This is a genomic window from Massilia sp. CFBP9026 (genome assembly GCF_034045165.1).
Classification (GTDB): domain Bacteria; phylum Pseudomonadota; class Gammaproteobacteria; order Burkholderiales; family Burkholderiaceae_D; genus Telluria; species Telluria arenae.
This window is the reverse complement of the sequence record NZ_JAXCWH010000010.1, coordinates 58,392-83,662: the sequence shown is the minus strand read 5'-3', so window position 1 is coordinate 83,662 and position 25,271 is coordinate 58,392. Positions and strand designations below refer to the sequence as shown.

Genomic DNA, 25,271 nt, shown 5'->3' with positions numbered 1-25,271 from the left:
TAAGAGTTAGCTCGTCCGGCAGGTGCTCAAGCGTGCGCGGGGAAATGATATTCCTGGAGTTGCGATAACGATGGTTGGCATGCCTGCTCCGCCATAAGGAAGAGGCGAAGCGCGACCTCGCATGCTCTGCTGCTACACTTGCAGCATGTCTGTCCTCACGTCGTTCCCATGAACCTCCAGCTCAGCGACATCGGTGAAGCCATCCAGCTCGCGATCGCGCCGGTGTTCCTGCTGGCCGGGGTGGGCACGATGCTGATCGTGCTGACCAACCGCCTGGGCCGCCTGATCGACCGCAGCCGGGTGCTGGAAGACCGCCTGAAGGTCAATCCCGAAAACGAATGCGTGGGCGAGCTGCTCAGCCTGTACTACCGTGCGCGCCTGATCAACGTCGGCATCACGGCCAGCACCGCTTGCGGGCTGCTGATCTGCGTCGTGATCGCTATGCTTTTCCTGGGAGACACCACCGACCTGCCGCTCGACCAGTACATCGCCCTGTGCTTCGTGGGCGGCATGCTGGCGCTGATCGTCGCCTTCGTCTATTTGATGCGGGAGATCCTGATCTGCTGCAGCTTCATGCGCGCGCAACAGCTGAAGGTGCTGGACGGCTGTGGGGCGACTGCGGGATAGGAGAAAGATTGGCCGGCGCGCAAGGCCAGCCAGGAGGGAACTGCGCGTTCAGAATTCCTGGGCTGTCGGCCGCAGCACGATCTCATTGATGTCGACGTCGTCCGGCTGCTCGACGGCGACGATCACGCCCAGCGCGTGGTATTCGATCCAGGTGTCGCCCTTGGACGTGTCGAGCTTGTGCGAGGCCAGGAATTTTTCGCCATTCTCGGCGTAGTAGCGGGCGATGGCGGCGGTGATCTGCACCTCGGCCCGCGCTTCCGAGATGCGCTTGCCCATCTCCTTGACCAGGATGCGCGCCAGCTCCTCGGCGCGTTCCTCGACCAGGCCGGCCAGCTGATCAAGCGCAGACGTGTTCCAGCCTAGCAGCCGCATATATGGTAAAAAAGTAAATTGTGGTCAAGCGGAAAAGGTAAAAAAATGGTGTGACTTTTACCGGAAAAGACGCAAACTTACTGGACAGGCATGGTCACTCCGGAGTCTCTTATGGATATGGAACCCAATCACGGAATGCCGGGCGCGGCGCCTAACGACATCGAGCGCGAATACCTGTTTGGACCTTTCCGCTTCGTGCCGGCGCGCCAGCGGCTGACATGCGGCGACACGCCGGTGCGGGTCGGCAGCCGGGCGCTGGAGATCCTCGCGGTGCTGACCGAGCGGGCCGGAGAGGTGGTCACCAAGCAGGAACTGATCGCCCGCGCATGGCCCCGGAGCGTGGTCGAGGACAGCAATCTCAAGGTCCAGCTGTCGGCGCTGCGCCGGGCCCTGGACCAGGGCCAGCGCGCATGCGGCGAACCGGCCACCGACTACGTGGCCACCGTCACCGGGCGGGGCTACCGCTTCGTGGCCCCGGTCAGCCTGGCCCTGCATGCGCCGCAGCATCAGCCGCGACCGCGGTGCACAGGCGTCCCCATGCACAATCTGCCGGCGACGGGTACGCGCGCCATCGGCCGCGCCGACGCCGTGACCAGCCTGCTCGGCGCCCTGGGGCAGCGCCGCATCGTGACCGTCGTCGGTCCGGGCGGCATCGGCAAGACGACCGTGGCGCTGGCCGTCGCCGAGGCGGCGCTGCAGCGCCAGGGACGCCGCATCTGTTTCGTCGATCTGGCGCCGGCGCGCGATGCGCAATGCGTGGCGCAGGCGCTGGCGGCGGCCCTGGGCCTGGAACTCGGTCCCGGCGACCCGGTGCCGGCGCTGCTGGCCGGCCTGGCGGGCGAGCACCTGCTGCTGGTGCTGGACAGCTGTGAACACGTGCTGGAAGCGAGCGCGCTGCTGGCCGAGCTGATCGCGGCGCACGCGCCCGGTGTGAGCGTGCTCGCGACCAGCCGCGAGCCGCTGCGTGTCGGCGGCGAGGGCGTGCACCGGCTGGCGCCGCTCGCCTGTCCTCCGGCGAGCGCGCCGGGCGCGGCGTCCCTGTCGGCCAGCCAGGCGCTGGCGTTCGGGGCAGTGCGGCTGTTCGTCGAGCGCGCGGCCGAATGCCGGGGCGGCTATCGCCTCGACGATGCCGATGCGCCGGCAGTGGCCGAGATCTGCCGCCGCCTGGAAGGCCTGGCGCTGGCGATCGAGCTGGCGGCCACGCGCCTGGATGCGCTCGGTGCGCGCGAACTGGCGGCCCGGCTCGACGAGCGCTACCGCCTGCTGGCGCGCGGACGCCACACCCTGCTGCGGCGCCACCGCACCCTGGCGGCGGCGCTCGACTGGAGCTATGACTTCCTGCCCGAGGACGAACGCCTGATCCTGCGCGCGCTGTCGGTCTTCTCGGGCCCCTTCACCCTGGACGCCGCGACGATGCTGATGGCCGGCGGCGCGCTCACTGGCTGCCAGGTCGTCGACGGCGTGGCGAACCTGGTCGAGAAGTCGCTGCTGGCGGCCGACCCGCACGGGGCGGTGGTGCTGTACCGCCTGTTCGGCGCCACCCGCGCCTATGCGCTCGACAAGCTGGAGGCCGATGGCGAAGCGCCGGAGATGCGCCGGCGCCTGGCCCGGCTGGAATCCGCGCTGGACGATGTTCGGGTTGGCGCCAGTCCGCCGCTGCTGGCCAGGTCCGGCGGCATCCCCGGCCGCCCCGCGCGCATCGGCCTGCGCGCGAACGACGGCATCGCCGTGCCGCGGGCCACGCCATGAGCGCTACGCCCATCCTGGCGCCGCTGCCCACCCCGAACCTGGAGAAGCGGCGCCACCAGATCTATCCCGTGCTGGACGAGGCCGACCTGGAGCACGTGCGCCAGTTCGGCACGCAGCAGCGCTACCGCGACGGCGCAGCCGTGTTCGCGGCCGGCCAGGCCAGGCCCGCCATCCTGTTCATCCTGCGTGGCCAGCTGCTGCTGCGGCGCCATGACGGGCTCGGCGTGAACGAGGCGATGGCGCTGCTGGGCCCCGGCCAGTTCAGCGGCGAGGAGGGACAACTGGCCGGGCGTCCGGCGATGGAAGACGGCTGGGCCGTGGGCGAACTCGAGACGCTGGCGCTATCGTCCGAGTCGCTGCGCATGTTGCTGGTTGCGCAGGCCGAGCTGGGCGAGCGCATTGTGCGCTCCCTCATCTTGCGCCGCGTGATCCTGATGCAGAGGAACTCGGGCGGGCCGGTGATCGTTGCGCCGCATGGCCACCCCGGCATCCGTGACCTCGAGCGCTTCCTGTCGTCCAACGCCCATCCCTACAGCCTGCACGATCCTGAGCACGACCCGGCCGCCGCGGCGCTGGCCGAAGGGCTGCGGCCGGGGCCGGACGACTGGCCGCTGGTGTTCTGCCCTGGCAGCGAACCCAAACGCAACCCCTCGCTGGCCGAGCTGGGCCGCTGCATCGGCCTGCTGCAGGAATGCGATCCCGGAAAAGTCTGGGACGTGGCGGTGGTCGGCGGCGGACCGGCCGGCCTGGCCACCGCCGTGTATGCGGCATCGGAAGGTCTATCGGTAGTGGTGCTCGAGACTTTCTCGTATGGCGGCCAGGCGGCAGCCAGTGCCCGCATCGAGAACTACCTGGGTTTTCCGACCGGGATCTCGGGCGGGGCGCTGACCGGTCGCGCCTATGTGCAGGCCGAGAAGTTCGGCGTCGAGGTGGCGATTCCGGCGTCGGCGACCTGCCTGGATCGGGATTCAGACCAGCTGCGCATGACCTTGTGCGAGGGCCTTGGCACGGTGCGTGCGCGTAGCGTGGTGCTGGCCTGCGGCGCGCGATACCGGAGGCCCTCGCTGGCCAACCTGAAGCGGCTCGAGGGACGCGGTGTGTATTACTGGGCCTCGTCGCTCGAGACGCGCCTGTGCAAGGGGCATGAGGTGATCCTGGTGGGCGGCGGCAACTCGGCCGGCCAGGCGGCGGTGTTCCTGGCCGGGCATGCGGCCCGGGTGCACGTGCTGGTGCGGCGCGACGGCCTGGCGGCGACGATGTCGAACTACCTGATCGAGCGCATCGCGGCCACCCCCAATATTTCGCTGCATACCTGCGCCGAGATCGCGGGGCTGGTCGATACCGACAAAGGCCTCGAGCGGGTGCAGGTGCGCGACCTGCGCAGCGGGCTGGAGACAGAATATGACATCCGCCACGTATTCCTGTTCATCGGCGCCGATCCGAACACCGGCTGGCTGCATGGCAGCGACATCGAGGTCGACCGCAACGGGTTTATCTGTACCGGCAGCGACGTTACCGTCGCTGCAGATAAACCGCGCAAGATGCTGGAAACCAGCATGCCCGGGGTGTTCGCGATCGGCGACGTGCGCGCCGGCTCGACCAAGCGGGTGGCGGCCGCGGTGGGGGAAGGGGCGGCCGTCGTCGCCCAGATTCACCAGTATCTTGGCGAAGCCGGTGCCTAGATCTACTTGCGCGCGCCCAGGTGGCGATCCAGGAAGCTGCGCATCGCTTGCGCAATCTCGGGGCCGTGGGTCTCGATCGCGAAGTGGCCGGTGTCCAGGAAGCGCACCTCCGCCTTCGGATTGTCGCGTTTGAAGGCCTCGGCGCCGGGCGGCAAAAAGAAGGGATCGTTCTTGCCCCAGATGGCAAGCGTCGGCGGCTGGTACTGGCGGAAGAAGGCGTGCAGCTGGCCGTACTGCTTGATGTTCTGGCCGTAGTCCACCAGCAGGTCCATTTGCGGATCGACGCCGATGCGCTCGATCGCCTCGTGGGCCAGCAGGTAGCCGTCGGGCGCGACGGTTGACGTGTCCTTCACGCCCTCGACGTATTGCCACTTGAGCATGTCCAGGGTATTGAATTTGCGCAGGGCTTCCCGGTTGGCCGGAGTCGGGTCGGCCCAGGCGGCCCGCATCGGCGCCCAGCCGGGGCTCAGGCCTTCTTCGTAGGCATTGCCGTTCTGGCTCACGATCGCCGTGATCTTTTCAGGGTGGCGCACCGCCAGGCGCCAGCCGACCGGCGCGCCGTAGTCGAACACATAGATCGCATAGCGCTGCAGGCCTTTGGCGGTGGTGAAGGCATCGATTACGTCCGCCAGGTTGTCGAAGGTGTACTTGAACGACTGGTCGGCGCGCGTCAGGCCGAAGCCCGGCAGGTCGGGTGCGATCACACGGTAGCCGGTGGCCAGTTGCGGGATCAGGTCGCGGAACATGTGCGACGAGGCGCCGAAGCCGTGCAGGAGCAGGACGGCGGGCGCGTCCTTCGGGCCTGCTTCGCGGTAGAACACGTCGACGCCCTTGACCTGGACCGTGTCGTAGCGCACGGCGGGCGGCTGTTCCACAGCCTGGACCGAGCCTGCGCTCCCGATCGCGGCCGCCATGAGGATTGGTTTCAGAATGCTTTTCATGATGAACTCCCAGTATGAAGTATTGGCTTATGAAGTAACCCTTAATAATGCTTGTAAGTGGTTATGAGTCCAGTATGGCACGCTTTCAGTAACCGTTCAAGTATAATGTTGATGGTTATTGCGAAAGGAAGACCATGCTTGAGAACACACAGGAAGCCGCCCTGACCGAACCGCTGCTGGTGGCCGATCATCCGGCGCTCGACCTGCTCAATACCGAAGCAGGCAGCGGCGAGCTGTACGTCGATTTCTGGCGCAGCGGGGATGATGTGCTGCGCTGGCTGGCGCGCTGTGGCATCGATGTCGGCCCAGCGAGCGACCGGACGGCAGGGGATGCCCTGTTGCAGGACGCCAAGGAGCTGAGGAGGATCGCACGCGAGCTGGTCGAGCGGCGCAAGCAGGGCGAGCGGGGTAATCCGGAGCGGATCAACCGTTACCTGGCGATGATGCAGTCGACGCCAGTGCTCGAGTGGAACGAGGACGGCCCCCGGCTCGAGCGCCGGCTTCCCGCGCCGTCGCCGCAACAGGCGCTGGGCCAGGTGGCCGAGTCGGTAGCGGACCTGCTGGCCAACGGGCAGTTCGAGTATGTGCGCCAGTGCGAGCACCCCGATTGCGTGCTGTGGTTCTATGACCGCACCAAATCGCATCGCCGGCGTTGGTGCAGCATGGCGCTGTGCGGCAACCGGCATAAGGCGGCCGAGTTCCGTAAGCGGACCCGTTCTGCGGCCTGAACGATTTGACCATCCGAATTGACCACCATTTACTAGACTCAGCGGCCGGACCTTGCCATCATCCACCGGAGCATCGACGACAACGAGGAGCAATCATGAGCCTGAAAGACAAGCTGCCAAGCAATCCGCTGGGTTTCGGCACGGCCCCGCTTGGCAATATGTTCCGCAAGATCCCCGAGCAGGAGGCGGCCGACACCATTGACGCTGCCTGGCGCGAAGGTACGCGCTATTTCGATACGGCGCCGTTCTACGGGGCCGGCCTGTCCGAGATCCGCCTGGGCGAGCTGCTGGCGAAGTACCCGCGCGACGAGTACGTGCTGAGTACCAAGGTGGGGCGCCTGATCCTGGACGAAGTCGAGGACCCGGCTTCGCGCGAACTGGGCGACAAGGGCGGCCTGTTCGAGCACGGCCGGCCGAACCGCATCGTCAACGATTACTCGGCCGACGCCACGCTGCGCTCGATCGAGGATAGCCTCAAGCGGCTGCGCACCGACAGGCTCGAGATCGTCTGGGTCCACGACATCGCCCAGGATTTCTACGGCGACGCCTGGCTGTCGCACTTCGAGCAGGCCCGCACCGGTGCCTTCCGGGTCCTGGACCGGCTGCGCGACGAGGGCGTGATCAAGGCCTGGGGCCTGGGCGTGAACCGGGTCGAGCCGTGCGAGCTGACGCTCGATCTCGAAGAGGCACGCCCGGACGGCTTCCTGCTGGCCGGACGCTATACGCTGCTGGACCACGCACGCGCCTTGCAGCGCCTGATGCCGGCGGCGCTGAAACGCGGAGTGGAAATCGTGGTCGGCGGTCCGTACAGCTCGGGTGTGCTGGTGGGCGGCACGCATTTCGAATACCAGCCGGCCTCACCCGAGATCCTGGCCCGGGTGGCGCGGCTGCAGGCAGTGGCCGAGCGCCATGGGGTGCCGATCAAGGCGGCCGGGCTGCAGTTCGCGCTGGCCAATCCGGCGGTGGCGGCGGTGATCCCGGGCGCCAGCCGCCCAGAGCGGGTGGCCGAAGACCAGCTGGCGCTGCAGGCCGCCATCCCGCCCGCCTTCTGGCATGCGCTGCGAGAAGAAGGGCTGGTGGCGCCCGACGCACCGTTGCCGGTCGACGCCAAAGCGGGTTGACGCCAGGACGGCGATTACGGCCGCTGGTGGGTCGTGATCGCCTTGTCCGCCGGCCTTGCTTGTAGCGTCACCGACGCCGGCGCCAGACCAGCGGCCGTGGCCCGCACCGTGATCGGACCGCTGGCGCCCGGCTTGGCGCGCACGATGGCGAGCACCATGCCGTTGAAGGCGGCGCGTTCGGCCGAGGGGAACGGCTCGAAGCTGGTCGGGTCGCCGTTGTCGGTGGCCACCAGCTCGCCCGGGCCTTCGACCGTGAAGCGCACCCGCTGCATGCTGCGCGGCACATCGACGCCTGCCTTGTCGGCGATGCGCACGGTGACGAAGGACAGGTCGCGGCCATCGCCATCGATCGTCGCGCGGTCGGCGCTGGCCTGCAGCGACGCCGCTTCGCCTGCCGTTTTCACCGAGGCACGCGCCCATTCCTTGCCGGCCTTGTAGCTGACCACGCGGACCTCGCCCGGCTCGTATTTCACGTCGTCCCAGCGCAGGCGATAGGTGAACGGCGCCTTCTTCTTGCGGCCCTGCGATTTACCGTTGACGAACAGCTCGGCCTCGTCGCCCGAGGTGAACACGTGCACCGGCGTGACCTGGCCAACCCGTTCCGGCCAGGTCCAGTGCGGCAGGATGTGGGCCATCTTGAGGTCCGGACGCCAGCGCGACTGGTACAGCCAGAAGCGGTCCTTCTTGAAGCCGGCCAGGTCGAGGATGCCGGTGTAGGAGCTGCGCGCGCCGTAGTATGGGGTCGGTTCGCCCAGGTAGTCGAAGCCGGTCCAGACGAATTCGCCGGCCACATAGGGATGGCGGTCGAGCGAGGCGAATACCTTGTCGGCCGACGAACCGAAATCGACGGCATACAGCTCGTACGAACTCACTTGCTGCAGCTTCGAGTCGCCGCCGCGACCGTCGCGCACGATCGAGCTGTCGGTGGGATGGACAGGGAAGAAATAGACGCCGCGGCTACTGAAGGCCGACGCCGATTCGCTGGTGAGGATCACCTTGTCCGGGAACGCCTGATGAAAGCCCGGATACTGCGGCGGCGTGCGGATGCGGTCGGTGCCCTCGAACTCCGGATCCTGGCGGATGCCTTCGCCCTGGTAGTTCAGGCTGATGATGTCCACCTCGGCCGGCAGCGGCATGTGCGGCTTGGCGTAGTTCATGGACAGGGTGGTCGGGCGGGTCGGGTCTTCATCGCGCGAGATGCCGTGCAGGCGGCGCGCGAGCGCAGCGCCTTCCTTGTCGGTGTATTGCTCGCCGACCTCGTTGCCGATGCTCCACATGATGATCGACGGGTGGTTGCGGTCGCGCCGGATCATCGAGCGTAAATCTTGCTCGTGCCAGTCGTCGAAGATCAGGTGGAAGTCGAGCGGCGTCTTCTTGCGCTGCCAGGAGTCGAACACCTCGTTCACCACCAGGATGCCCATGCGGTCGGTCAGGGCCAGGAGCTGCGGGTCGGGCGGATTATGGGCCATGCGCAGGGCGTTGGTCCCCATCACCTGCAGCAGTTCGAGCTGACGTTCGGCCGCGCGCACATTGAACGCTGCGCCGAGCGCGCCGAGGTCGTGGTGGTTGTTTACGCCGCGCAGGACGATCTTCTCGCCGTTGACGAACACGCCCTCCTTGCCGTCGAAGCGCAGCGTGCGGATGCCGAACGGCGTCTCGACGCGGTCAACGATGCGGCCATCCTGGCGCACCGTGGTCACGGCCAGGTAGCGGTGGGGTTGCTGGGTGGGCAATGGACCCCACAGGCGCGGCTGGGCCAGCGTCGCCGTGCCGTCCACGCTGGCGCTGGCGCCCGGCGCGACGGTCGCTGGAGCAGACGTCACGGTTGCCACCGGCTTGCCGGTCGGCTTGCCCTGGGCGTCGAGCACGAGCAGCTCGGTGACGACGTCGGCCTTGACCGGTGCGGCGCCCTTGTTGTCGAGGGTGACGCGCCAGGCCACCTGGGCCGATTCCTTCGACACCTGCGGCGTCGTGACCTGCACGCCCCACTGGCCGACGTGCAGCGGCGCCGTCTTGGTGATCCAGACGTTGCGGTACAGGCCCGCGCCCGGATACCAGCGCGCCGATTCGGCCGTGTTGTCGAGGCGGATCGCCACCTGGTTGCTGGCCCCCGGCGTCACGTAAGGGGTGAGGTCGATGCGGAAGGAGTTGTAGCCATACGGCCAGCCGCCGGCCAGGCGGCCGTTGACCCAGACGCTGGCATAGGCCATGGCGCCGTCGATGTCGAGGTAGATCTGCTTGCCGCGGTCGGCCGCGCTCAGCTCGAGCGTCTTGCGGTACCACGCCGGGCCCCAGGTCTTGAGGCGGCCCATGCCGCCATACGGCCCGGTTTCCAGGAAGGGGCCGGCGATCGCCCAATCGTGCGGCAGGCGCACCTGGGTCCAGGCGCTGTCGTCGAAGCCCAGGCGCGCGAATGGTGCATCGATGGATGGATCGGAGGCCGGTCGGGCATGGCGGCGCGCCGGATCCTTGATGAAGGCATTGCCGCTCGGGAGTATCCATGGCTTGAGCAGGGCCACGCCGCTACGCTCGACCTGTACCGCCTGGTCGGGCCTGGCATCGGCGTCCTTGCCGTCGGCCGACTTCTTGACCTCGGGGCGTACATCGTACAGGTAGGGCGTCGAGTCGCCGCCCGGGTCGCCCAGGGTGAAGCGCCAGCCGTCGTTGAAGTCGATGCGCTGGCGGCCTTCGGATTGCGCTGCGGGTGCGGATGCTTGAGTCGCCTGCTGCGCGGCAGCCGGCGCCGTCGCCAGCGTTGCGCCTAGCGCAGCGGCCAGCAGGCAGGCAGTCGTCAACGCGCGGGGCGCGGGACTGCCTGCCATGATTGTTGGCGGATGTTGTTCCAAGTCTCCTCCTATCGATATTGTTATGCTTCAGACACGTTGTTCGGTAAGCGTACCATTGCTTAACTTAAAATGGTAGCGCATAACAAATTTGTTAGGAATAACTTTGGCCGCGCGTCAAGCCGCGGCCACGAGACCGCGACCTCGTCAATACGGCGAAGCCGCGCCCTTCGCGCCGGCGCGCCAGACGTAGGGGCCGATGATCGTGCCGGTGAATCCGCCGGCCTTGCTGGTCGACAGGAAGGTTGCATCGACCACGGCGCGAAGCTCGCGCCGCACGCCGCCGACAGTGTAGAAGAAGTCCATGCGGCCACCGTCGGCGCGGATCTCGAGGTCGATCGCTTCGCCGTCCAACGGTACGCTGGCCAGCACGCGGTCGGTGTCGGACTTGGCGCGCACGGTCAGGGCCAGAACGTCGCGCTGGCCGACCCGGGTCACTCCGTAGAACAGGTGCGACGCGTCGCTCTGGTAGGCCACCAGTCCGGCGCGGTCGCCTTCGCGGGTCGGGCGGAAGCGCAGGCTGGTGCTGACCGTGGCGACATGGTGCTGCTGGCGGCGTGCGAGGAAGGCCGGCGTGGCGTCCAGGTCACCGAGCCGGCCGCGCGGCTCCAGCACCAGGCGGCCCGCCTCCAGCCGGTGGAACGGCGCCGCCGGCGTGCGCACGCCGATCCAGGCGCCGGACAGGCGCGCGCCGTCGAACTCGTCGACATAGGCGAAGTCACCGGAGAGCGGCAGGGCCGGGCGCGCCTGCGCCGGCAGCGCCGGCCGGTCGGCGACGAAGGGAATCGGCTTGCCGTCCTCGAGTACCGTCGGCCAGTCGTCTTTCCAGGTGACCGGCAGCAGGAAGGTTTCGCGGCCGATGTTGTACATGCCGTCGCGGTAGGGGCGGGTGGCCAGGAAGGTCGCCCACCATTGCCCATTCGGGGCCTGGACGAACTTGGCGTGGCCGGCCGAGGTCACCGGATTCGGGCGCGCCGGATCGAGCTTGCGCTGGCTGAGGATCGGATTGTGCGCGTAGGGCGTGAACGGGCCGCGCACGCTGTTCGAGCGGAATACGACCTGCGAGTGGTTGTCGCCGGTGCCACCCTCGGCCGCGATCAGGTAATAGTAGGCGCCGCGGCGGAAGATATGGGGGCCTTCGATCCAGCTCGGTTCGGCCGCGATGTCGACGCCGCCGTTGACCAGCAGCGTGCGTTCGCCCTTGACTGCCAGCGCGGCCGGGTCGAATTCCTGGACCCAGATGGCGCGGTGGCCGTCGTAGCGCGGCTTCTCGGCGGGCGCGTCGTTGCCGACCAGGTAAACCTTGCCGTCCGTATCCCAGAACAGCGAAGGATCGATGCCGCCGAAGGCCAGCTTGACGGGTTCGGACCACGGGCCTTCGGGCCTGGTCGCCGTCATGACCATATTGCCGCCGCAATCGACGCAGGTGGTGACCACGTAGAAGACGCCCTTGTGGTGCGAGATGTCGGGGGCGTAGATGCCGCGCGACGAGCCCAGACCCTGGAAGTTCGCCTGCGAGGGGCGGGTGATCACGTTGGCGATCTGCGTCCAGGTGCTCAGGTCGCGCGAATGGAATAGCGGCAGGCCGGGGAAGTTGGTGAACGACGAGTTGATCAGGTAATAGTCGTCCTCTACGCGCAGCACGGAAGGGTCAGGGTAGTAGCCGGACAGGATCGGGTTGCGGTATTGGGTGGCGGTTGGCGTTGCGGTTTCCTGCGATCGTCCTTCGTAGCTGAAGCGCTCGAAGAGGCCGGGGCCTGCCGGTGCGCTGCCGACGGCGGTTTGGCTGTCAGTGGTCGAGCAGGCTGCCAGTCCGGCTAACGATGCGATGCCTGCAAGGGTACGTAGAGAAATCATGAAGACCTTGAAAAAGTGAACCCGCGCGGTTGCGGCAAGTAGGACGGGGAACAGCATTACCATAAATTGATTGCGCAATCATTGTCGTTCAATAAATATCGGACTGCAATAATCTTTGCGTGGGGAAGGACGACCAAGATCCTGCTGCGTCCGCTGTGACACTTATCTCTTGCCTTAAAACGTAACTAACCAACTCTTGAAATCGAAACAAAAAATATATTCGAAACCGCTGACTGCGAATGAAATAACAATATGCACAATAGCAACCAAGGGATAGTAGTCAACCATCGAAGCGATTAGCCAAGAAGGGCATTGGCAGGCGATCAATGGTGCGCTCGAGGTGGCGCAGCCGGCGGGCGCCTTGCTGCGGGAGTTCAGTTAGGTGAAGCTGTCGGCTTTCATTCCACCGGAATCTGCTTGACAGGATCCGGGTAGTTCTCTTGCCAGCCACTGCTAAATGGGTCGACCATCATGTGGTCAGAAAATGCCGCCCCTGTGGGCGGCATGTCTCGATAGGTGACTTTAGAAGCCGCACCAGTCCCGGCACTCATTGAACTCTTGCAGGCATTGAGCCGACTCCGCGGCGTTAGTGCTGAATTCCAGGCAGCGGGTCAGGACCTGGCCGCAGCCACGCACGCACGCGTCGACGTCCTGCCAGGCAAAGACCGAAGTGCTGGCGCCGAGCCCAACTGCAAACATCAAGGTAGCCAATTTCTTGTTCATCCATTTCTCCCTATGAAGGTTGAAGCATTGACGGGGATTGCTGCAGAATGGCGCGCCGTCGGTCGCGGCCGTTCCGACAAAACGACAGCGCTGCGTCCTGGGCCCTATCGGGCGTCCGGATGGCCGGCCTTAACGAGGGCGGCGTCAAGATGCTTTTTGTTAAAGCCCGTCAGAAGACGGTCACCAACGAGGATGACGGGCACGACGCGCTTTCCGAGCACGGCGAAATCGCGCTGTCCCTGGTCCGAGTTGTCGACGTCCCGATCGATGAATGGAATGGCACGTTCGCGCAGATAGGCGCGTGCCTGGATGCAATAGGGGCAGGTTTCAGTGCCGTAGACCACGACCCTGGTGTTCGCGTCAGGGTAGTAGGCCGAATAGTCACCGGTGCGGTATGCGGGCTTGAAGGCCTTGAAGAGTTGTGGCGCGATCAGCCCGATTCCGAGGCCGGCCGCCAGTATCAGCGCATACGTCAAACCAGACTTGAATTTGTTCGCAAGCATGACCGTTTCCCGCTTAAGGTATTTATTGAAAATCTCATATACGTCTGACGAGCGTCAATGCGCTGGGAATGGAATTGAGATGTGTGTGCGATTTCATGCGGCACGGGTCGCTGAAGCTTGCGGGCTCGTACTGCCTGTCGGTGCAGAGCGGCTGACAGTGGCGGGAGGGGCAATGTTTCACGTCGTCGTCGCTTAAATGATACTTCTCGAGTAGCAATAAATTATTCGACATTCCGAAACTTTCGGAGTTGCGGTATTCTTGGGGCAGGAGGATTAACGATGAGAGCGGATTTTCGACTGGCGCGCATGTTGCACGCGCTGGTCCATATATACGGACGCAAGGGCACGACCAGTTCCGAGGAATTGGCCGTAGTGCTCGACACAAATCCTGTGCTGGTGCGACGCATGATGGGCGGGCTACGGGAGGCCGGCTACGTACGTTCGACGGCTGGGCGAAATGGGGGATGGGTACTAGCCGTCGATCCCGACAGCGTAACGGTGCTGGATGTGTACGAAGCGCTCGAGGAACCGGTGATCTTCGCTATCGGTGCGAACGTCGATCATCCTGGCTGTGCTCAGGAGCAGGCGATCAACGGTGCGCTCGAAGTGGCAATGGCGCAGGCGGCGGGCGCCTTGCTGCGGGAGTTTGGTCAGGTGAGGCTGTCGGCTTTCATCCCAGCCGCGATCGCCTGACAGGCATACTTGGGCCCGTAGCTCGGACGCACAGGTCAAGTCGCCACCACTGGAGTGTCAATCGACGCCGTATCGCATCTTCAGGAGTGGCGGAAAGCCACCTATCGCCACTCCTGAAGATGCGGAATCGACAATCGGCGTGCGCAAGGCGGCATGGGTCGTCGATTCCGCAACTCTAGGAGTGCTAGTTACCCACTAGCACTCTGAGCATATTTAGCGTACGCACATCGCCGCCGATAAACTGGCGGTAGGGCTGCGGTAAAGGATATGCGAATCCAGATCCAGCACATATTGCTCCGTTGGGGAGTACGGCGTGCTTGTCCAGGCGATCGGTTGCGCGCTCGAGGGCGGCGTGACGCCGGCCTTGAGCAAGCCTTCCAGCTCGTCACGGGTAGGCAAGCGCCAGCCGGTCTGATCGTTCAGCGCCGTCGTGCTGCAATAGGCGAGGGCATTTGCGTAGCTCAGCCTGGCCGCGCCAAGGGCCACTGGCGCCCAGGCGCGGTTGTTATACCAGACGTACCCACCAGGCAAATTTTTTGGCAAGCCCGGCACCACCTGCACCCGCACTGAAGCCGCCGCGCCCTGGCCAAAGCTGTTGACGCCTTTCATCGTGTAGATGGTGCTCTGCGTTGGGCTCACCGTCACGGCGGCGTTCTGGCTAATGCCGGAGCCTTGGTGGCTCCAGATGTAGTCGCTGGCAGTGGGCGCGCAGCTTGCGCTGAGCTGGACATTGGTGCCGGGTGCGACCGTGCCGTAGTCTGCCGTGATCTGGCAGGTGGGTGCTTCCTGCTTGCGCCAGCTGCTGGCCTGGTTCATCGCATAGGTAGCGCGGCCCCCCGTCGCCATCCAGAAGTTATGCAGCAGGAGTACGCCGTTGTGGCTCCAGCTACTATCCGCCACCGACGGCATCGTGAATTGGGTGATGCTGGAGGTGAGCTTGGTGGCCACGTCGCTGGTCAATTGGGTCTTGTCTGTCAGCACCACCACCAGGGCCCGGTAGTTGCGGATCGCCTTCGCGGGGTCGGGCTTGGCCAGGCCGGCTGCGGCCATCAGGTCGCCGTAGGCATCGGCCGAATAACTGGTAAAGCCGGTCGCCGAGAAGTTGCCTTTGGCGCGATCCACCCAGACGGGCGACTGGGCGATCTGGACATCGGGCACTTCCGACGCAGGAATCAGGCCCATGCTGTACAACTCCAGTGGTGCATAAGGCACGCTATTGCCGCCGGAGGTGTATTCGCTGAAGGCGTTAAGCATGGAATAGATGTAGTCGATGGTGGCTTTTGGAGTGCCCGGCACAAAGACCAGAGGCGCTGCCGCGTGGTACTGGTTATCCCCAAGTGCCTGGAAACGGCTGGCATCCCAGCCTCCCAGTTGACCACCGACCGAGGAGAAGCCCCAGTGAGAGGTGTCAGTGCTGGGGAGGGCCTTGTTGGCGTAGCGATGCAGGATCTCGTGCAGCAGCGGGCTGTCGCGCAAGGCATCGTTCCAGAACGGAATGGTCATCGTACCTTGTAATCTCGGGCAAGGCGTCCGCGTGCATTGCCCCGTTGGCTGGTAGTAGCCGTAGGGTGCGTTGGCCGGCTTGGTCTCCAGATCCCAGATATAAAAAATGGTGTCGAAGTTATCCTGGAACTGCGCCTTGACTTGCGCCGACACAGCGTCTTCGATGGCATTAACCTTGCTGTAGGCGGAACTGCTGCCGTCGTAGTCTGCCAGGGATTTCATCTCAGCGGCGGAGAGCTGGTAGCTGACCAGACAGTCGCCCGTATAGGTCTGGAAAGGCCCGATCGTGGCGGCAGCCGGGTTGCCTGCGCAACTGAAATCGTTCTTCAGCATGACGGTGAGGGTAGCGCCGACGGTGCCCCGGAAGGCGTCCATGTCCGAACGATCGGAGACGTTGCTCATCAGCTGGCGCACTACGGCTGTTATCTTTTCATTGCTGTAGCTGGTGCCCTGGCTGTCTTTGGCGAGTGCGTCGGTAAGGATCTGGGCCGCAATGGCCTTTTTGCTGAGGGCTTCAACGTCCGAGCCTCGAGCGCTGGACATGAGGGCCAGCGCAGCGCTCGCGCGGGTGAGCAGCTTGCGATCCAGCAAGTCGGTCCAGTAGGCGGCGCCAGCCTGATCCGGGGCGCGATTGAAGATATTACGGTAGATCGCGGCGATGAAGGTGGCATTGTCCCCAGGATAGAGTTCGGCTGACTCGGCACTGGTGCCAAAACTGTCCACCAGGGCGCGGATCTTTGAGCTGCTGCCATAGGCCTCATTCATGCCGACCACGGTAGTCGGCGCGCCGGCGTCGCGGTAAAGCTTGGCATAGTACGCCAGGCCTCCCGGATCGGCGGCGCGGCCGAAATAGCCGACATACAAGCGTTGCACCACGTCGTCATGGTTGGACGGCGCCTCCGCTCGGCTCGTAGTACGCATCTCCTGTTGCTGTAATGGGGCGTTGACCGGGTTGGTATCGCCGCCGCAAGCGCTGAGCAGGCTGGCACTGACGAGCAGGGCAGGAATGAGGTAGTTTACTTTCCGCATATTATTATTGGTGAAAGTTGGTTAAGTCTACATATTAATACTCACAGGAAATAATTTCCATATATAAATTTCTTTTGCTAAGAAAATAGCTTCGCGGTTAACGATGAGCAGTTGCGGGCGAGGGCACGTTACTGGGACCGTCAAGGAACATACCTATGGTGCATAACATTATGAGCAAGCCGGCGGTCGAGGTCTTTGGCATCGACGGAAGCAAAGGCGGCCGCTCAACTCGGCAATAACTGCCAAATAATTCAAGGACCCGGTCACGAGCTAAGAACTGGGTCAACAGGACGGTTCGCGGTAGGAAGAGGACGCTGGGAACCTTTGCTCGTATCCGTGATAGCACGCTAAGGCGAGCAATTGCGAAATGCCGGAAATCCAAGCCCGAATTTTTAGTACCGGAGACGAAACGACGTAGGCAAGGCTTCAACGCATTTCGTTGGCGAGTATAGTTCGAGGATTATTCCAAGTAGAAAAGAATTCCTTTCGGCGACGCGGATCAGGAGCCGGAGGAAATTGGCGAGACTAGTGGCGCCGGGTGCTTGGCTAAGCGAAATGCGCATTGCATAACCAGTGGGCATGAGGTTCTTGATCAGTAGCTGATCTGCTGCTAGATATCTCATTGAGCGCGTGTTGATGAGGTTGCAATAGAAACGTGGTAACGCCACTCCTGGAGGTGCGATTTGTGTATCGGAGGTGTCTGAAATTTTTTGAATAGTTTTTTTCCCTAAGTTATATCGTTAAAATACTTGCATCTTCCGATTGCATTTTACTTTGTGAGACCTTTCATGAGTTCAGCCGCACCACTGCAACCGGCAAAATCCGAAGTGGAACCAAGATCTGCGCTACCCACTGGCCTATCGGCGACTCAAAGCAGTCGAACATACACTAGCAATACCCAAAACGAATTTACCGACTTACGCCCTCAGGCAAGCGCGCGATGCCAGTTGCAAGAAGCTGCCGACAAAAGCGCACAAAGCAGGCAACTCAAGGCCTTTCAGCAGATCGCACAAAACAGCGGGCGCTCTATGCAGCTCAGAGCCATGAGCACCATGATGAATCCACCTGCGGTACGACCCGAAATGCAGCGTGTGGAACAAGAGGCGCCACTGCAAGGTAGACTGATTAGTGAAGCGGTGCCGCAAGAAGCAGTGGCAGCCGCAACAGTAACGCCGAAGCCCAATAATTCAGGGTTGCCGGAGAACCTCAAATCCGCTATCGAATCGCTGTCTGGCATGAGCATGGATCATGTCAGGGTGCATTATAACTCTGCGCAACCTGCGCAATTGAATGCACATGCCTATGCGCAAGGCAGTGAGATTCATCTTGCGACGGGCCAGGAAAGGCATTTGCCGCACGAGCTTTGGCATGTAGTACAGCAAGCTCAGGGGCGGGTTCGACCTACGTTGCAGATGAAGGCGGGCGCAGTCAACGATGATCCTTCACTGGAGAAAGAGGCCGACATTATGGGCGCGAAAGCCGCGCAGTTCGAGGGCGCCCATGTCGCACGTAACACAGTGTCAATGTCACGCGCGCGAACGCCCGCAGTATCGTTACCCGGCCATCCCATCGCACAGCGAATGTTGGTGATCGACGCTGTTGAATTCGAAGATGCAAACATTATTCGTGAGCGAGCGTCCAAAGCGCTCGGTGCAACGGAATCGTCTGTCGAGAATCTGGTCGGTCTCGGGACAGATCCAGAGATTATTGCCCGTTTCCCTGACTGGGACACTGCCACCGCCAGGTATAATTTTGCAAATGATCATGATTCCTTGGCCTTGGCGCATGACCCTGAAGATGTGGCCGATGCAGTTGCTCGCAGCGGACTTCCCCCCCAGATCGTGAACACCGCACTGTTCCGCATCCAGATGTCATCGCATTCATCGCTTGCCAGCCAAGTATTGGAATGGGCTCTTGCAGAGGCCAGGTCGTTGGAAGGAGAGATTTCTGACCAGGATCTTCTTCGCCCGGTCAGTATAGATTTTAAACGATTGAAGGAAACGTGCAGTCACCTGAAGCGGCAAGGTAGTCGGGGTGATCCCGCTGAACTGCGCAAACCCGCCATCGCATTTCATGCCCGGATCACGGACGCTTATCACGCGGTTTTCAAGCTCCAGGACCGCGATATGCGCGTAGAAGACGGGGTAGGCGGTAAGCACGCGATATATGGTTATCACGTCACCAAGTTGAACAATATTCCCGGCATTCGCGAATCTGGCCTACAGCCACACATGGGTGCATCTGATCGAGGTTCAGTTGCGATGAGCACGGCGGATCAGAAGGAAGGCTCAGTCAAGACTTCGGCAAACATGGTGGCCTTTGCCAAGGTTCCAAGCACCTTCCGGCCCTACATCAACCAGTATGAAGATCGAAGGCAAATGGTATCGGGTGCGCCGATGGCGCTCAAGCCACTCATGCTTCGCTTCCATATCGACGCGGCAATAGGAAAGTCCAATGTAATTGAAGGGGCCGACTTTATGGACGGCAATGCATTGAATACAGACAAACCTGTATTGCCCGAGTTTATTGAGGTCCTGACGCCAAAGGGTTGGATTCCGATTGACATGTATGACACGCGAACAGCGCTCGTGGAAATGCGTTCTGGTGCCGACAATGCCCGTGCCGGCAGTGAATGGGCAGGTAAACCCGTTCTCCTTTCCGGGGTTCAGATCGCCACAATGAAGCTTTTCCCAACATTGCCTGACCTTTTCAAGCTAGGAGCGACCCAGGCGACTTCTTATTTAGAAGGCCAGAGAGACATCCAGGTCTACGACCAGGCGGGCGTCAAATTGACCTTCAGAGGTGCGTCGATGCAAACATCCGGCAATCCCTCCACGTGGGACTACTCTTTCACGGCGCTTCCGGAGGCCCTCCCAGGTTGGCTCGAAACTGCGCATGGACGTTATATGAAGGAGATCGGAGGGCCCGCTTCCAAGCAACTGGCGGAATTTGCGAAACGCGGCGATCGATAGCCGTATGGCGCAAATCAGTCCTATACGGACAGGTAGATCGACGACATGCTGGACAGGGCGATGTCCGAGGAAGCCGAATACGCGGGGCGGTGACCTTGTACCTGTTTGGCCTGTGCCGTGAGATCGCGCTCGCATTAGTCAGGAACTGATCCTGATGCGTCTTGCCGAGCTAGCCGTGCACAGCGTGGCGCAACTGAGCCGTGATGAACGCGCCGAGCGGGACCGCCTGCTCGGCAGCTTCGACGGGCTCCCGGTTATTGGCGACAGCATCGACCGTCAGATTCTTGCCGAAGCCATGACGATGCTTTGCGTGACCTGTTTTACAAGAAGTCCGCGTACTGCGAAGGGCGCTTCGGCGCCTTCGGGCCGGTTGACATCGAGCACTATCGCCCAAAGGGCGGGGTCAAGGTAGACGTAACGCACGGCAGTGACTGGTGGTTCGCGGCCAATCGGGACAATTCGCTGCCGGCGTGCGTTGACTGCAATCGCGAGCGTTACAAGCATGTGGCAAACGCAGGCATGACGCAGCGCGACCTGGACGCGGTCATGGAAATCCTGGCCGGGAAAAAGAACGCGTTCCCGATCGCGGGCAGCACCTGGGCTTGTTGCCAGCACGACGATCATGATTCCGAGAATTCCTTGCTGATCGATCCGACGGGGCGCGACCCGGAGGCGCACCTGGAGTGGAGCGAGGATTCAGACGAGTCCGCGACCAAAGCACCGTGATTCTGCGGGATTGCCAGCGAACGGGTCTGCCGTCATTACGGAGCCGTTGAAGATTGCTAACAGATTTAGTTCCACGGTAGTATCAAAATTACGTCCAAAAGCTGCGTTTGCGTAGGTCTGACAAGCGCCGGCCTCGACGACGCCTAACTTCGCATAATCTATATTATGTCAAATAAGCTTTCTGGCCACCAGGATTACAGTGCATCAAAAGCCGGGGCGCCAACACGAACGCCCACGCCCCGACTGGCTCAACACCGCCATCCGGCTACACACGCCAGATCACCGCCGACGCATCGTCCGCCGCTTTGACTGCGCGTGCCCCCGTGCCGCCGGCGACCGCTTCATACGTGCGCAGCTCGTCCAGCATCGCCGGCAAACCCCGTTCGAGACAAGCCTCCATCAGCGCGCCATCCGTGTAACGGCCATAAGGATCCACCAGCCGGTAGAAACCGTCGGTCATGATCAGCAGGCTCGCTCTTGGCTCCAGGTCGATGCTCTGCATGCGCGCCTGGAATGCACCGTTCGGACCCAGGCATAGTACTGTCGGCGCGGGCTGTGTATTCTGGAACTCGCGTCGCGCACGCAGCATCGGCAGCATGCGTTCGCGCCGTTGCTCGGGGACGTTGACACCTTCTGCGCGCAGTGTCGCGATCGCGGCCTGCAGTACGGCGTCCTGCGGATTCACGAATGGATCGAGGTCGACACAGCCGCCGGCCGCCGTGCGCAGCAGACTCGTGCAGTCGCCCAGGCTGTATAACGCTGCGCGCCGGGAGCTGTCCTGCTGGTCGACGCGCAGCCAGGTCATCGCCGCGATCGGCCATGCATGCAGCGGCATCGCGCCAGGTCCAGCCATCTGCTCGAACCCGGCGCGGACCACTCCGATCGCGGCATGTACGCATTCCTGCTGGCCGCGCCCGGGCGCTACTTCCTGCTTCAGCGCATCCGTGAAGGCGTGTACGAACCACGCGACGTCGCCCTGAACAGGATCGAGAAAGTCGCGCTCGGCCACCGAGGTGCCGCCATCGATCACCAGGATGTCGGTGGCGCCGGCATGCTCGAAGACGGCCACATGGTCATCATTACGGTGTGATGTTGCTCCTGCAGAGATATGCGCGATTTTCATCGGGTGTGGCCTGTTCTTGATCTGTCGGGGACTCTACCCGTGCCGGGAGCGCAAGACAAGCGTAGCGACCCTATCCCGCATCGAACTCGACAATATATATGCTAATGTCGATTGAAGCTCATGCTTTAACAGCGGTCGATACCGCGACTTATCCGGTCGTCCGGGTCCGGCTTCCTCCACCGGCAGATCCGCGTCGGACGTCATCTCCCTCATTGCATCGACCGCTTCTCCACCAGGCTTGCGCCCAGGAGCACGGCAATTGGTATTGGCCAGGGGCAGTCGCGTCGAACGTCCTGCGCTGATCCGGTACGTCCCCTCTAGCCGGCGCTCGCCGCTGAACGCCGGTCCTTTTCCCCTACCGGCCAATGTTCTCTATCGCATCGTCCCGCTGGCCCCGGACGCCTTTCCCAAGGTCGACATCAATGCCAAGGGCCAGACGTTGATAACCTCAGCCCCCCTCCTCCTGATACAAGCAGGGTCAGCGGTTCTGATAGCCGCCGAACTGGCGCACCGGACTCCAGGCCGGCGACACCGCGGGCAGCGCCGGGGACAGCTTTTCAAACTGGCCGGCGCCGTACACGACCTGGCCGTTCACCACCGTCAGCACGCTTTCCAGGTCCTTGATCTTCTCGACGTCCATCGTGAAGTAATCCTGCGGCAGCACGGCGAAGTCGGCGTATTGACCTTCGACCAGCCGGCCCTTCACGTCTTCTTCGCCGCTCATCCAGGCACTGCCGCGGGTCATGAGCTGGAGGGCTTCGTGGCGCGACAGCACATCTTTCGCCTGCCAGGTCGCCAGGCCGCCGGCCGTCTTGCCGGTGACCGCCCAGTAGATCGACGGCCAGGGGCCGTAGCTGCTCACCCGCGTGCCGTCGGTGCCCAGGCCCACCGGCAGGCCGAGCTCGAGCATCTTGCGGATCGGCGGCAGTTGCCGGGTCTGGGCGCCGTAGCGCTCGCGGTAGGCTTCGCCCTGGAAGTACATGCGATTCTGCACCGCCACGCCGCCGCCCAGCGCCTTGATGCGCTTGAGCTGGTCGTCGGTCACCGTCTCGGCGTGGTCGACGATCCAGCGCAGGCCGGCCAGGGGTGTGCTGCGGTTGACCTTTTCGATCACGGCCAGGTCGCGCTCGATGCTTTCGCCATAGGTGGCGTGGATGCGGAACGGCCAACGGTTCTTCACCAGCAGGGTGACCACGCGTTCGAGTTCGTCTTCCATATGGTGCGGCAGGTCGGGACGCGGCTCCAGGAAGTTCTCGAAGTCGGCCGCGCTCGAGACCAAGTTCTCGCCCGCGCCTTCAGTGGTAAAACCGTTGGCGTAGAACAGGTGGTCGTTGCGGTTCGGCTTGGTCATCGCGATCCAGCGCTGGTAGTCTTCGAGCTCCTTGCCGGCCTTCTGGGCGAACAGGTAATAGGCGGTGCGCACACTGAGCTTGCCCTCTTTCGCCAGTTCGATCGTCACGCCATAATCGTCCGGATAGGCCTGGCCGCCACCGCCGGCGTCGACGGCGCTGGTCATCCCCAGGCGGTTCAGGTCGCGGTAGAAGTGCAAGGTCGAGTTGCGCTGGTCGGCGCGATCGAGCTTGTTGGTCTTGGCCAGGGTCGAGTACAGGATCATGGCGTTCGGCTTGGCCAGCAACAGGCCGGTCGGCTTGCCGGCGGCGTCCAGTTCCAGCTCGCCGTCGAGGTATTTTGTCTCCCTGGTATAGCCGAGCGTCTCGATGCCCTTCCGGTTCAGGAACGCCTTGCCATATAAATAGAGGATGAAGACCGGCTTGTCGGGCACCGCGGCATTGATCTCGGCCAGGGTGGGCATGCGCTTCTCTTCGAACTGGTGTTCGCTCCAGCCGCCCACGACCTTGACCCACTGGCCCTCGGGCGTGCGCGCGGCCTGCTCCTTGAGCATTTCCATCGCCCGCTTCAGGCTGCGCACGCCATCCCAGCGCACTTCCATATTGTAGTTGAGGCCCGCGCGGATCACGTGGGTGTGGGAATCGTTCAGGCCCGGGATCACGGTGCGCCCGCCAACGTCGACGACCCGGGTGTCCTTCTGCTTGAGGCGCAATACTCGCTCGTTGCTGCCGGTGGCGGCGATCTTGCCGTCCTTGACCGCCAGCGCCTGGACGAACTCACCCTCGCCGGCCATGGTGGCGATCTTGCCGTTGGTGATGATCAGGTCGGCCTGGGCCTGGGCGGTCGCGGCGGACACTAAACCTGCGGCGAGCAGTGCGAAGGTGAGTTTGTTCATTGCTTGATTCCCTGTTGGTTGGACAGCGACCAGTATCGGTCGCCATCGCCAATGTTGAAAAGCGGATAATTTTGACGATGGCGTTCGAATCCATCGACCGTTCGACCCAGCTTGGGCCCAGGGGTGCGCACGGCAGACCGTGCGTGGTTTGCACGCGATCCTTGGCTGCGTGACAATGGACTCACACGAACTGATCATTCAAAGGATGAGCATGAACATCACGGTCCAGAATACCGTCCCCGATACCGCGCGCATTACCCTGGTCGGCGAGCTGCACGATGGCAGCTTCAAGGCGAAGGTGATGACCGAGACCGCCGTGCCCTACACGCCCTACTGGGACAACTTGCTCGAGCAGCGCATCATCTATATCCAGCCCGACGACGAGCAACTGGGCTCGATCGTGACGGCGCTGAATGAGCGCCGTCTGTCACTCGACGAGTTGCAGAATTACGGCAGCTCGGATGGCGGGACTTCGTCGATCCCGGTCTGACATTACAGGATGCCCTTGCCGTCCGAGCCAAGGATTTCGTCGTGGCGTTCCTTGTCGGTCTTGTGCAGATAGCCGGCGGTGGTGGCGATATTGGCGTGGCCGGCCGTGTCCTGCAGGGTCTTGAGCTGCACCCCGCTATTGGCGTGGTTGGTCAGCATGCTGTGGCGTAGCCAGTGCGGCGACGCCTGGCGCAGCATGGACGCACTGTCGCCATCGCCCCGGGCCGCCGCCTCGCCGGCGGCCTGCTGGAAGATCGCCTTCAGTGCTTCGGAGGCCGCCTCGTCGGTGACGCGCACATGGTCGCGCGTGCGGCTCGACAGCACCAGCGGCATGTGGTCGCCGCGGCTGGTCTGCTCCAGCAGGCCGAAGGCGCGCCGGTAGTCGCGGTATGCGGCCAGCGTGGCCGGCGGCACCGGCAACCGGCGCGGCTTATTGCCCTTGCCCAGGACGTCCAGCCACCAGCGGCCGTCGCCCTCGCTGTAGATCGAACCCATGCGCGCGCTGACGATTTCGTTGAGGCGGGCGCCGGTCTGGGCGAAGGCGATCAGCAGGAAGCGATCGCGGGCGCGCTGGCGCGCCGCGGCTTCGGAATCGGCGTCGCGCGCCTCGGCCGCCGCCAGTGCATAGGCCAGCGCGGCCGGCGTCAGGTAGCGCGTGATACGGCCGGCATGCGGCGCCCGCACATTGCGCACCAGGCGCGCCGGGTTGCGGCGCAGATAGCCGGTGTGCTCGGCGAAGGCCAACAAGCCCTTGATGGCAATCATGGACTGGCGCCGGCTGGTGTCGGACAGCGGGCCGGAGAATGGGCGATAGCGTGGATCGTTGCGCGGCCACTTGGTCGTGCATACCCATTCCGGCGGTGGGTTACGGATGAATTCCTTGTAGGCGTTCAGGTCGGCCACGTTCATCTGCTGGAAGGTCTTTTTCGCTTCTTCGCGGCACCAGGTCAGGAAGCGGTAGAGCTCCTTCTGCAGGTTGGCGATCGACTTGGGGCTCAGCTCGCCGTGCGAGATGTATTCGCGCGCCAGTTCGGCGTCGTTGCGGGCCGAGGTGACCGGTTCGTCGTGCACGCCGGAGAAGATGCCAGCGTCCGGGCGACTCGCCGCCGCCCGGTCCGGATGTTCGGTGGGCAGTGGCTCGAGGTCGATCGGCAGGAAGGCGGGCATGGGACGAAGTGGCAAGAACTGTATGGATATACAGTATAGCATCGGCCCTGCCGATTGCGGAAGCATCATGCTTGAGGCTGCTCGAATATCGGCCTTGTGGGCGGTCGAGTCCTACAGCCGCCCGCCCTGCAGGCCGATAGTGAGCGCGCCGAGCCTGCCCGACAATGCGGTATCGATT

Annotated in this window: 19 protein-coding genes; 9 read left to right on the top strand and 10 right to left on the bottom strand. The window is 63.4% G+C overall.

The window, feature by feature from the left end; all coding sequences use genetic code 11:
• Positions 1 to 168: 168 nt before the first annotated feature.
• Positions 169 to 627, top strand: a complete 459-nt coding sequence (locus SOM28_RS21955) for a DUF2721 domain-containing protein (RefSeq protein ID WP_320469447.1) — start codon at positions 169 to 171, stop codon at positions 625 to 627.
• 48 nt (positions 628 to 675) lie between these two features.
• On the opposite strand, the gene SOM28_RS21950 is transcribed toward SOM28_RS21955, so the two are convergent.
• Positions 676 to 999: an aldehyde dehydrogenase family protein gene (locus SOM28_RS21950; protein ID WP_320469446.1), complete on the bottom strand. Its 324-nt coding sequence runs from the start codon at positions 997 to 999 to the stop codon at positions 676 to 678.
• A gap of 111 nt (positions 1,000 to 1,110) precedes the next feature.
• Between SOM28_RS21950 and SOM28_RS21945 the strand changes: the two genes are divergently transcribed.
• The gene (locus tag SOM28_RS21945; RefSeq protein WP_320469445.1) at positions 1,111 to 2,748 is read left to right on the top strand and encodes an ATP-binding protein; all 1,638 of its coding nucleotides are present in this window, start codon (positions 1,111 to 1,113) and stop codon (positions 2,746 to 2,748) included.
• On the top strand, positions 2,745 to 4,430 hold the full coding sequence (locus SOM28_RS21940) for an FAD-dependent oxidoreductase (protein ID WP_320469444.1): 1,686 nt from the start codon (positions 2,745 to 2,747) through the stop codon (positions 4,428 to 4,430). Before SOM28_RS21945 ends, SOM28_RS21940 begins: the two co-directional genes overlap by 4 nt.
• Before the next feature lie 2 nt (positions 4,431 to 4,432).
• Here the strand turns inward: SOM28_RS21940 and SOM28_RS21935 are convergent, their stop codons facing one another.
• Entirely contained in the window at positions 4,433 to 5,371 is a 939-nt protein-coding gene (locus SOM28_RS21935; RefSeq protein ID WP_320469443.1) for an alpha/beta fold hydrolase, read from the bottom strand.
• A 134-nt stretch (positions 5,372 to 5,505) separates the two neighbouring features.
• Here SOM28_RS21935 and SOM28_RS21930 point away from each other — a divergent pair, with 134 nt between their 5' ends.
• Complete coding sequence (locus tag SOM28_RS21930; protein WP_320469442.1) at positions 5,506 to 6,099, top strand: CGNR zinc finger domain-containing protein; 594 nt, start codon at positions 5,506 to 5,508, stop codon at positions 6,097 to 6,099.
• Positions 6,100 to 6,194: 95 nt separating this feature from the next.
• A complete protein-coding gene (locus tag SOM28_RS21925) occupies positions 6,195 to 7,220 on the top strand; it encodes an aldo/keto reductase (protein WP_320469441.1) in 1,026 nt (341 codons plus the stop codon).
• 14 nt (positions 7,221 to 7,234) lie between these two features.
• On the opposite strand, the gene galB is transcribed toward SOM28_RS21925, so the two are convergent.
• From galB to SOM28_RS21905, 4 genes are all read right to left on the bottom strand, one after another.
• A complete protein-coding gene (gene galB, locus SOM28_RS21920) occupies positions 7,235 to 10,042 on the bottom strand; it encodes a beta-galactosidase GalB (RefSeq protein ID WP_320469440.1) in 2,808 nt (935 codons plus the stop codon).
• 168 nt (positions 10,043 to 10,210) lie between these two features.
• Positions 10,211 to 11,920, bottom strand: a complete 1,710-nt coding sequence (locus SOM28_RS21915) for a glycoside hydrolase family 43 protein (protein WP_320469439.1) — start codon at positions 11,918 to 11,920, stop codon at positions 10,211 to 10,213.
• Between the two features lie 522 nt (positions 11,921 to 12,442).
• Positions 12,443 to 12,643, bottom strand: a complete 201-nt coding sequence (locus tag SOM28_RS21910) for a hypothetical protein (protein ID WP_320469438.1) — start codon at positions 12,641 to 12,643, stop codon at positions 12,443 to 12,445.
• A gap of 104 nt (positions 12,644 to 12,747) precedes the next feature.
• A complete protein-coding gene (locus tag SOM28_RS21905; RefSeq protein ID WP_320469437.1) occupies positions 12,748 to 13,146 on the bottom strand; it encodes a glutaredoxin family protein in 399 nt (132 codons plus the stop codon).
• Positions 13,147 to 13,425: 279 nt separating this feature from the next.
• Between SOM28_RS21905 and SOM28_RS21900 the strand changes: the two genes are divergently transcribed.
• Entirely contained in the window at positions 13,426 to 13,839 is a 414-nt protein-coding gene (locus SOM28_RS21900) for an Rrf2 family transcriptional regulator (protein WP_320469436.1), read from the top strand.
• Between the two features lie 213 nt (positions 13,840 to 14,052).
• On the opposite strand, the gene SOM28_RS21895 is transcribed toward SOM28_RS21900, so the two are convergent.
• Positions 14,053 to 16,371: a DUF4214 domain-containing protein gene (locus SOM28_RS21895; protein WP_320469435.1), complete on the bottom strand. Its 2,319-nt coding sequence runs from the start codon at positions 16,369 to 16,371 to the stop codon at positions 14,053 to 14,055.
• Between the two features lie 947 nt (positions 16,372 to 17,318).
• Between SOM28_RS21895 and SOM28_RS21890 the strand changes: the two genes are divergently transcribed.
• Entirely contained in the window at positions 17,319 to 19,343 is a 2,025-nt protein-coding gene (locus SOM28_RS21890) for an eCIS core domain-containing protein (RefSeq protein WP_320469434.1), read from the top strand.
• Between the two features lie 306 nt (positions 19,344 to 19,649).
• Positions 19,650 to 20,069: a hypothetical protein gene (locus SOM28_RS21885; RefSeq protein WP_320469433.1), complete on the top strand. Its 420-nt coding sequence runs from the start codon at positions 19,650 to 19,652 to the stop codon at positions 20,067 to 20,069.
• 265 nt (positions 20,070 to 20,334) lie between these two features.
• Here SOM28_RS21885 and SOM28_RS21880 read toward each other — a convergent pair whose 3' ends face one another.
• Positions 20,335 to 21,192 carry a hypothetical protein gene (locus tag SOM28_RS21880; protein ID WP_320469432.1) on the bottom strand — a complete coding sequence of 286 codons (858 nt, stop codon included), beginning with the start codon at positions 21,190 to 21,192 and terminating at the stop codon, positions 20,335 to 20,337.
• A gap of 478 nt (positions 21,193 to 21,670) precedes the next feature.
• Positions 21,671 to 23,437 carry an amidohydrolase gene (locus SOM28_RS21875; RefSeq protein WP_320469431.1) on the bottom strand — a complete coding sequence of 589 codons (1,767 nt, stop codon included), beginning with the start codon at positions 23,435 to 23,437 and terminating at the stop codon, positions 21,671 to 21,673.
• A 211-nt stretch (positions 23,438 to 23,648) separates the two neighbouring features.
• Here SOM28_RS21875 and SOM28_RS21870 point away from each other — a divergent pair, with 211 nt between their 5' ends.
• Positions 23,649 to 23,927 carry a hypothetical protein gene (locus tag SOM28_RS21870; protein ID WP_123071071.1) on the top strand — a complete coding sequence of 93 codons (279 nt, stop codon included), beginning with the start codon at positions 23,649 to 23,651 and terminating at the stop codon, positions 23,925 to 23,927.
• Positions 23,928 to 23,929: 2 nt separating this feature from the next.
• Here the strand turns inward: SOM28_RS21870 and SOM28_RS21865 are convergent, their stop codons facing one another.
• Positions 23,930 to 25,108: a tyrosine-type recombinase/integrase gene (locus SOM28_RS21865; protein ID WP_320469430.1), complete on the bottom strand. Its 1,179-nt coding sequence runs from the start codon at positions 25,106 to 25,108 to the stop codon at positions 23,930 to 23,932.
• Between the last annotated feature and the right edge of the window lie 163 nt (positions 25,109 to 25,271).

Bases quoted from the DNA above. Each gene is read 5' to 3' on its own strand.
- SOM28_RS21895 (WP_320469435.1), bottom strand. From the start codon at position 16,371: ATGCGGAAAGTAAACTACCTCATTCCTGCCCTGCTCGTCAGTGCCAGC.
- SOM28_RS21955 (WP_320469447.1), top strand. From the start codon at position 169: ATGAACCTCCAGCTCAGCGACATCGGTGAAGCCATCCAGCTCGCGATC.
- SOM28_RS21880 (WP_320469432.1), bottom strand. From the start codon at position 21,192: ATGAAAATCGCGCATATCTCTGCAGGAGCAACATCACACCGTAATGAT.
- SOM28_RS21935 (WP_320469443.1), bottom strand. From the start codon at position 5,371: ATGAAAAGCATTCTGAAACCAATCCTCATGGCGGCCGCGATCGGGAGC.
- SOM28_RS21900 (WP_320469436.1), top strand. From the start codon at position 13,426: ATGAGAGCGGATTTTCGACTGGCGCGCATGTTGCACGCGCTGGTCCAT.
- SOM28_RS21925 (WP_320469441.1), top strand. From the start codon at position 6,195: ATGAGCCTGAAAGACAAGCTGCCAAGCAATCCGCTGGGTTTCGGCACG.
- SOM28_RS21910 (WP_320469438.1), bottom strand. From the start codon at position 12,643: ATGAACAAGAAATTGGCTACCTTGATGTTTGCAGTTGGGCTCGGCGCC.
- SOM28_RS21930 (WP_320469442.1), top strand. From the start codon at position 5,506: ATGCTTGAGAACACACAGGAAGCCGCCCTGACCGAACCGCTGCTGGTG.
- SOM28_RS21905 (WP_320469437.1), bottom strand. From the start codon at position 13,146: ATGCTTGCGAACAAATTCAAGTCTGGTTTGACGTATGCGCTGATACTG.
- SOM28_RS21945 (WP_320469445.1), top strand. From the start codon at position 1,111: ATGGATATGGAACCCAATCACGGAATGCCGGGCGCGGCGCCTAACGAC.
- SOM28_RS21940 (WP_320469444.1), top strand. From the start codon at position 2,745: ATGAGCGCTACGCCCATCCTGGCGCCGCTGCCCACCCCGAACCTGGAG.
- galB (WP_320469440.1), bottom strand. From the start codon at position 10,042: ATGGCAGGCAGTCCCGCGCCCCGCGCGTTGACGACTGCCTGCCTGCTG.
- SOM28_RS21870 (WP_123071071.1), top strand. From the start codon at position 23,649: ATGAACATCACGGTCCAGAATACCGTCCCCGATACCGCGCGCATTACC.
- SOM28_RS21915 (WP_320469439.1), bottom strand. From the start codon at position 11,920: ATGATTTCTCTACGTACCCTTGCAGGCATCGCATCGTTAGCCGGACTG.
- SOM28_RS21875 (WP_320469431.1), bottom strand. From the start codon at position 23,437: ATGAACAAACTCACCTTCGCACTGCTCGCCGCAGGTTTAGTGTCCGCC.
- SOM28_RS21950 (WP_320469446.1), bottom strand. From the start codon at position 999: ATGCGGCTGCTAGGCTGGAACACGTCTGCGCTTGATCAGCTGGCCGGC.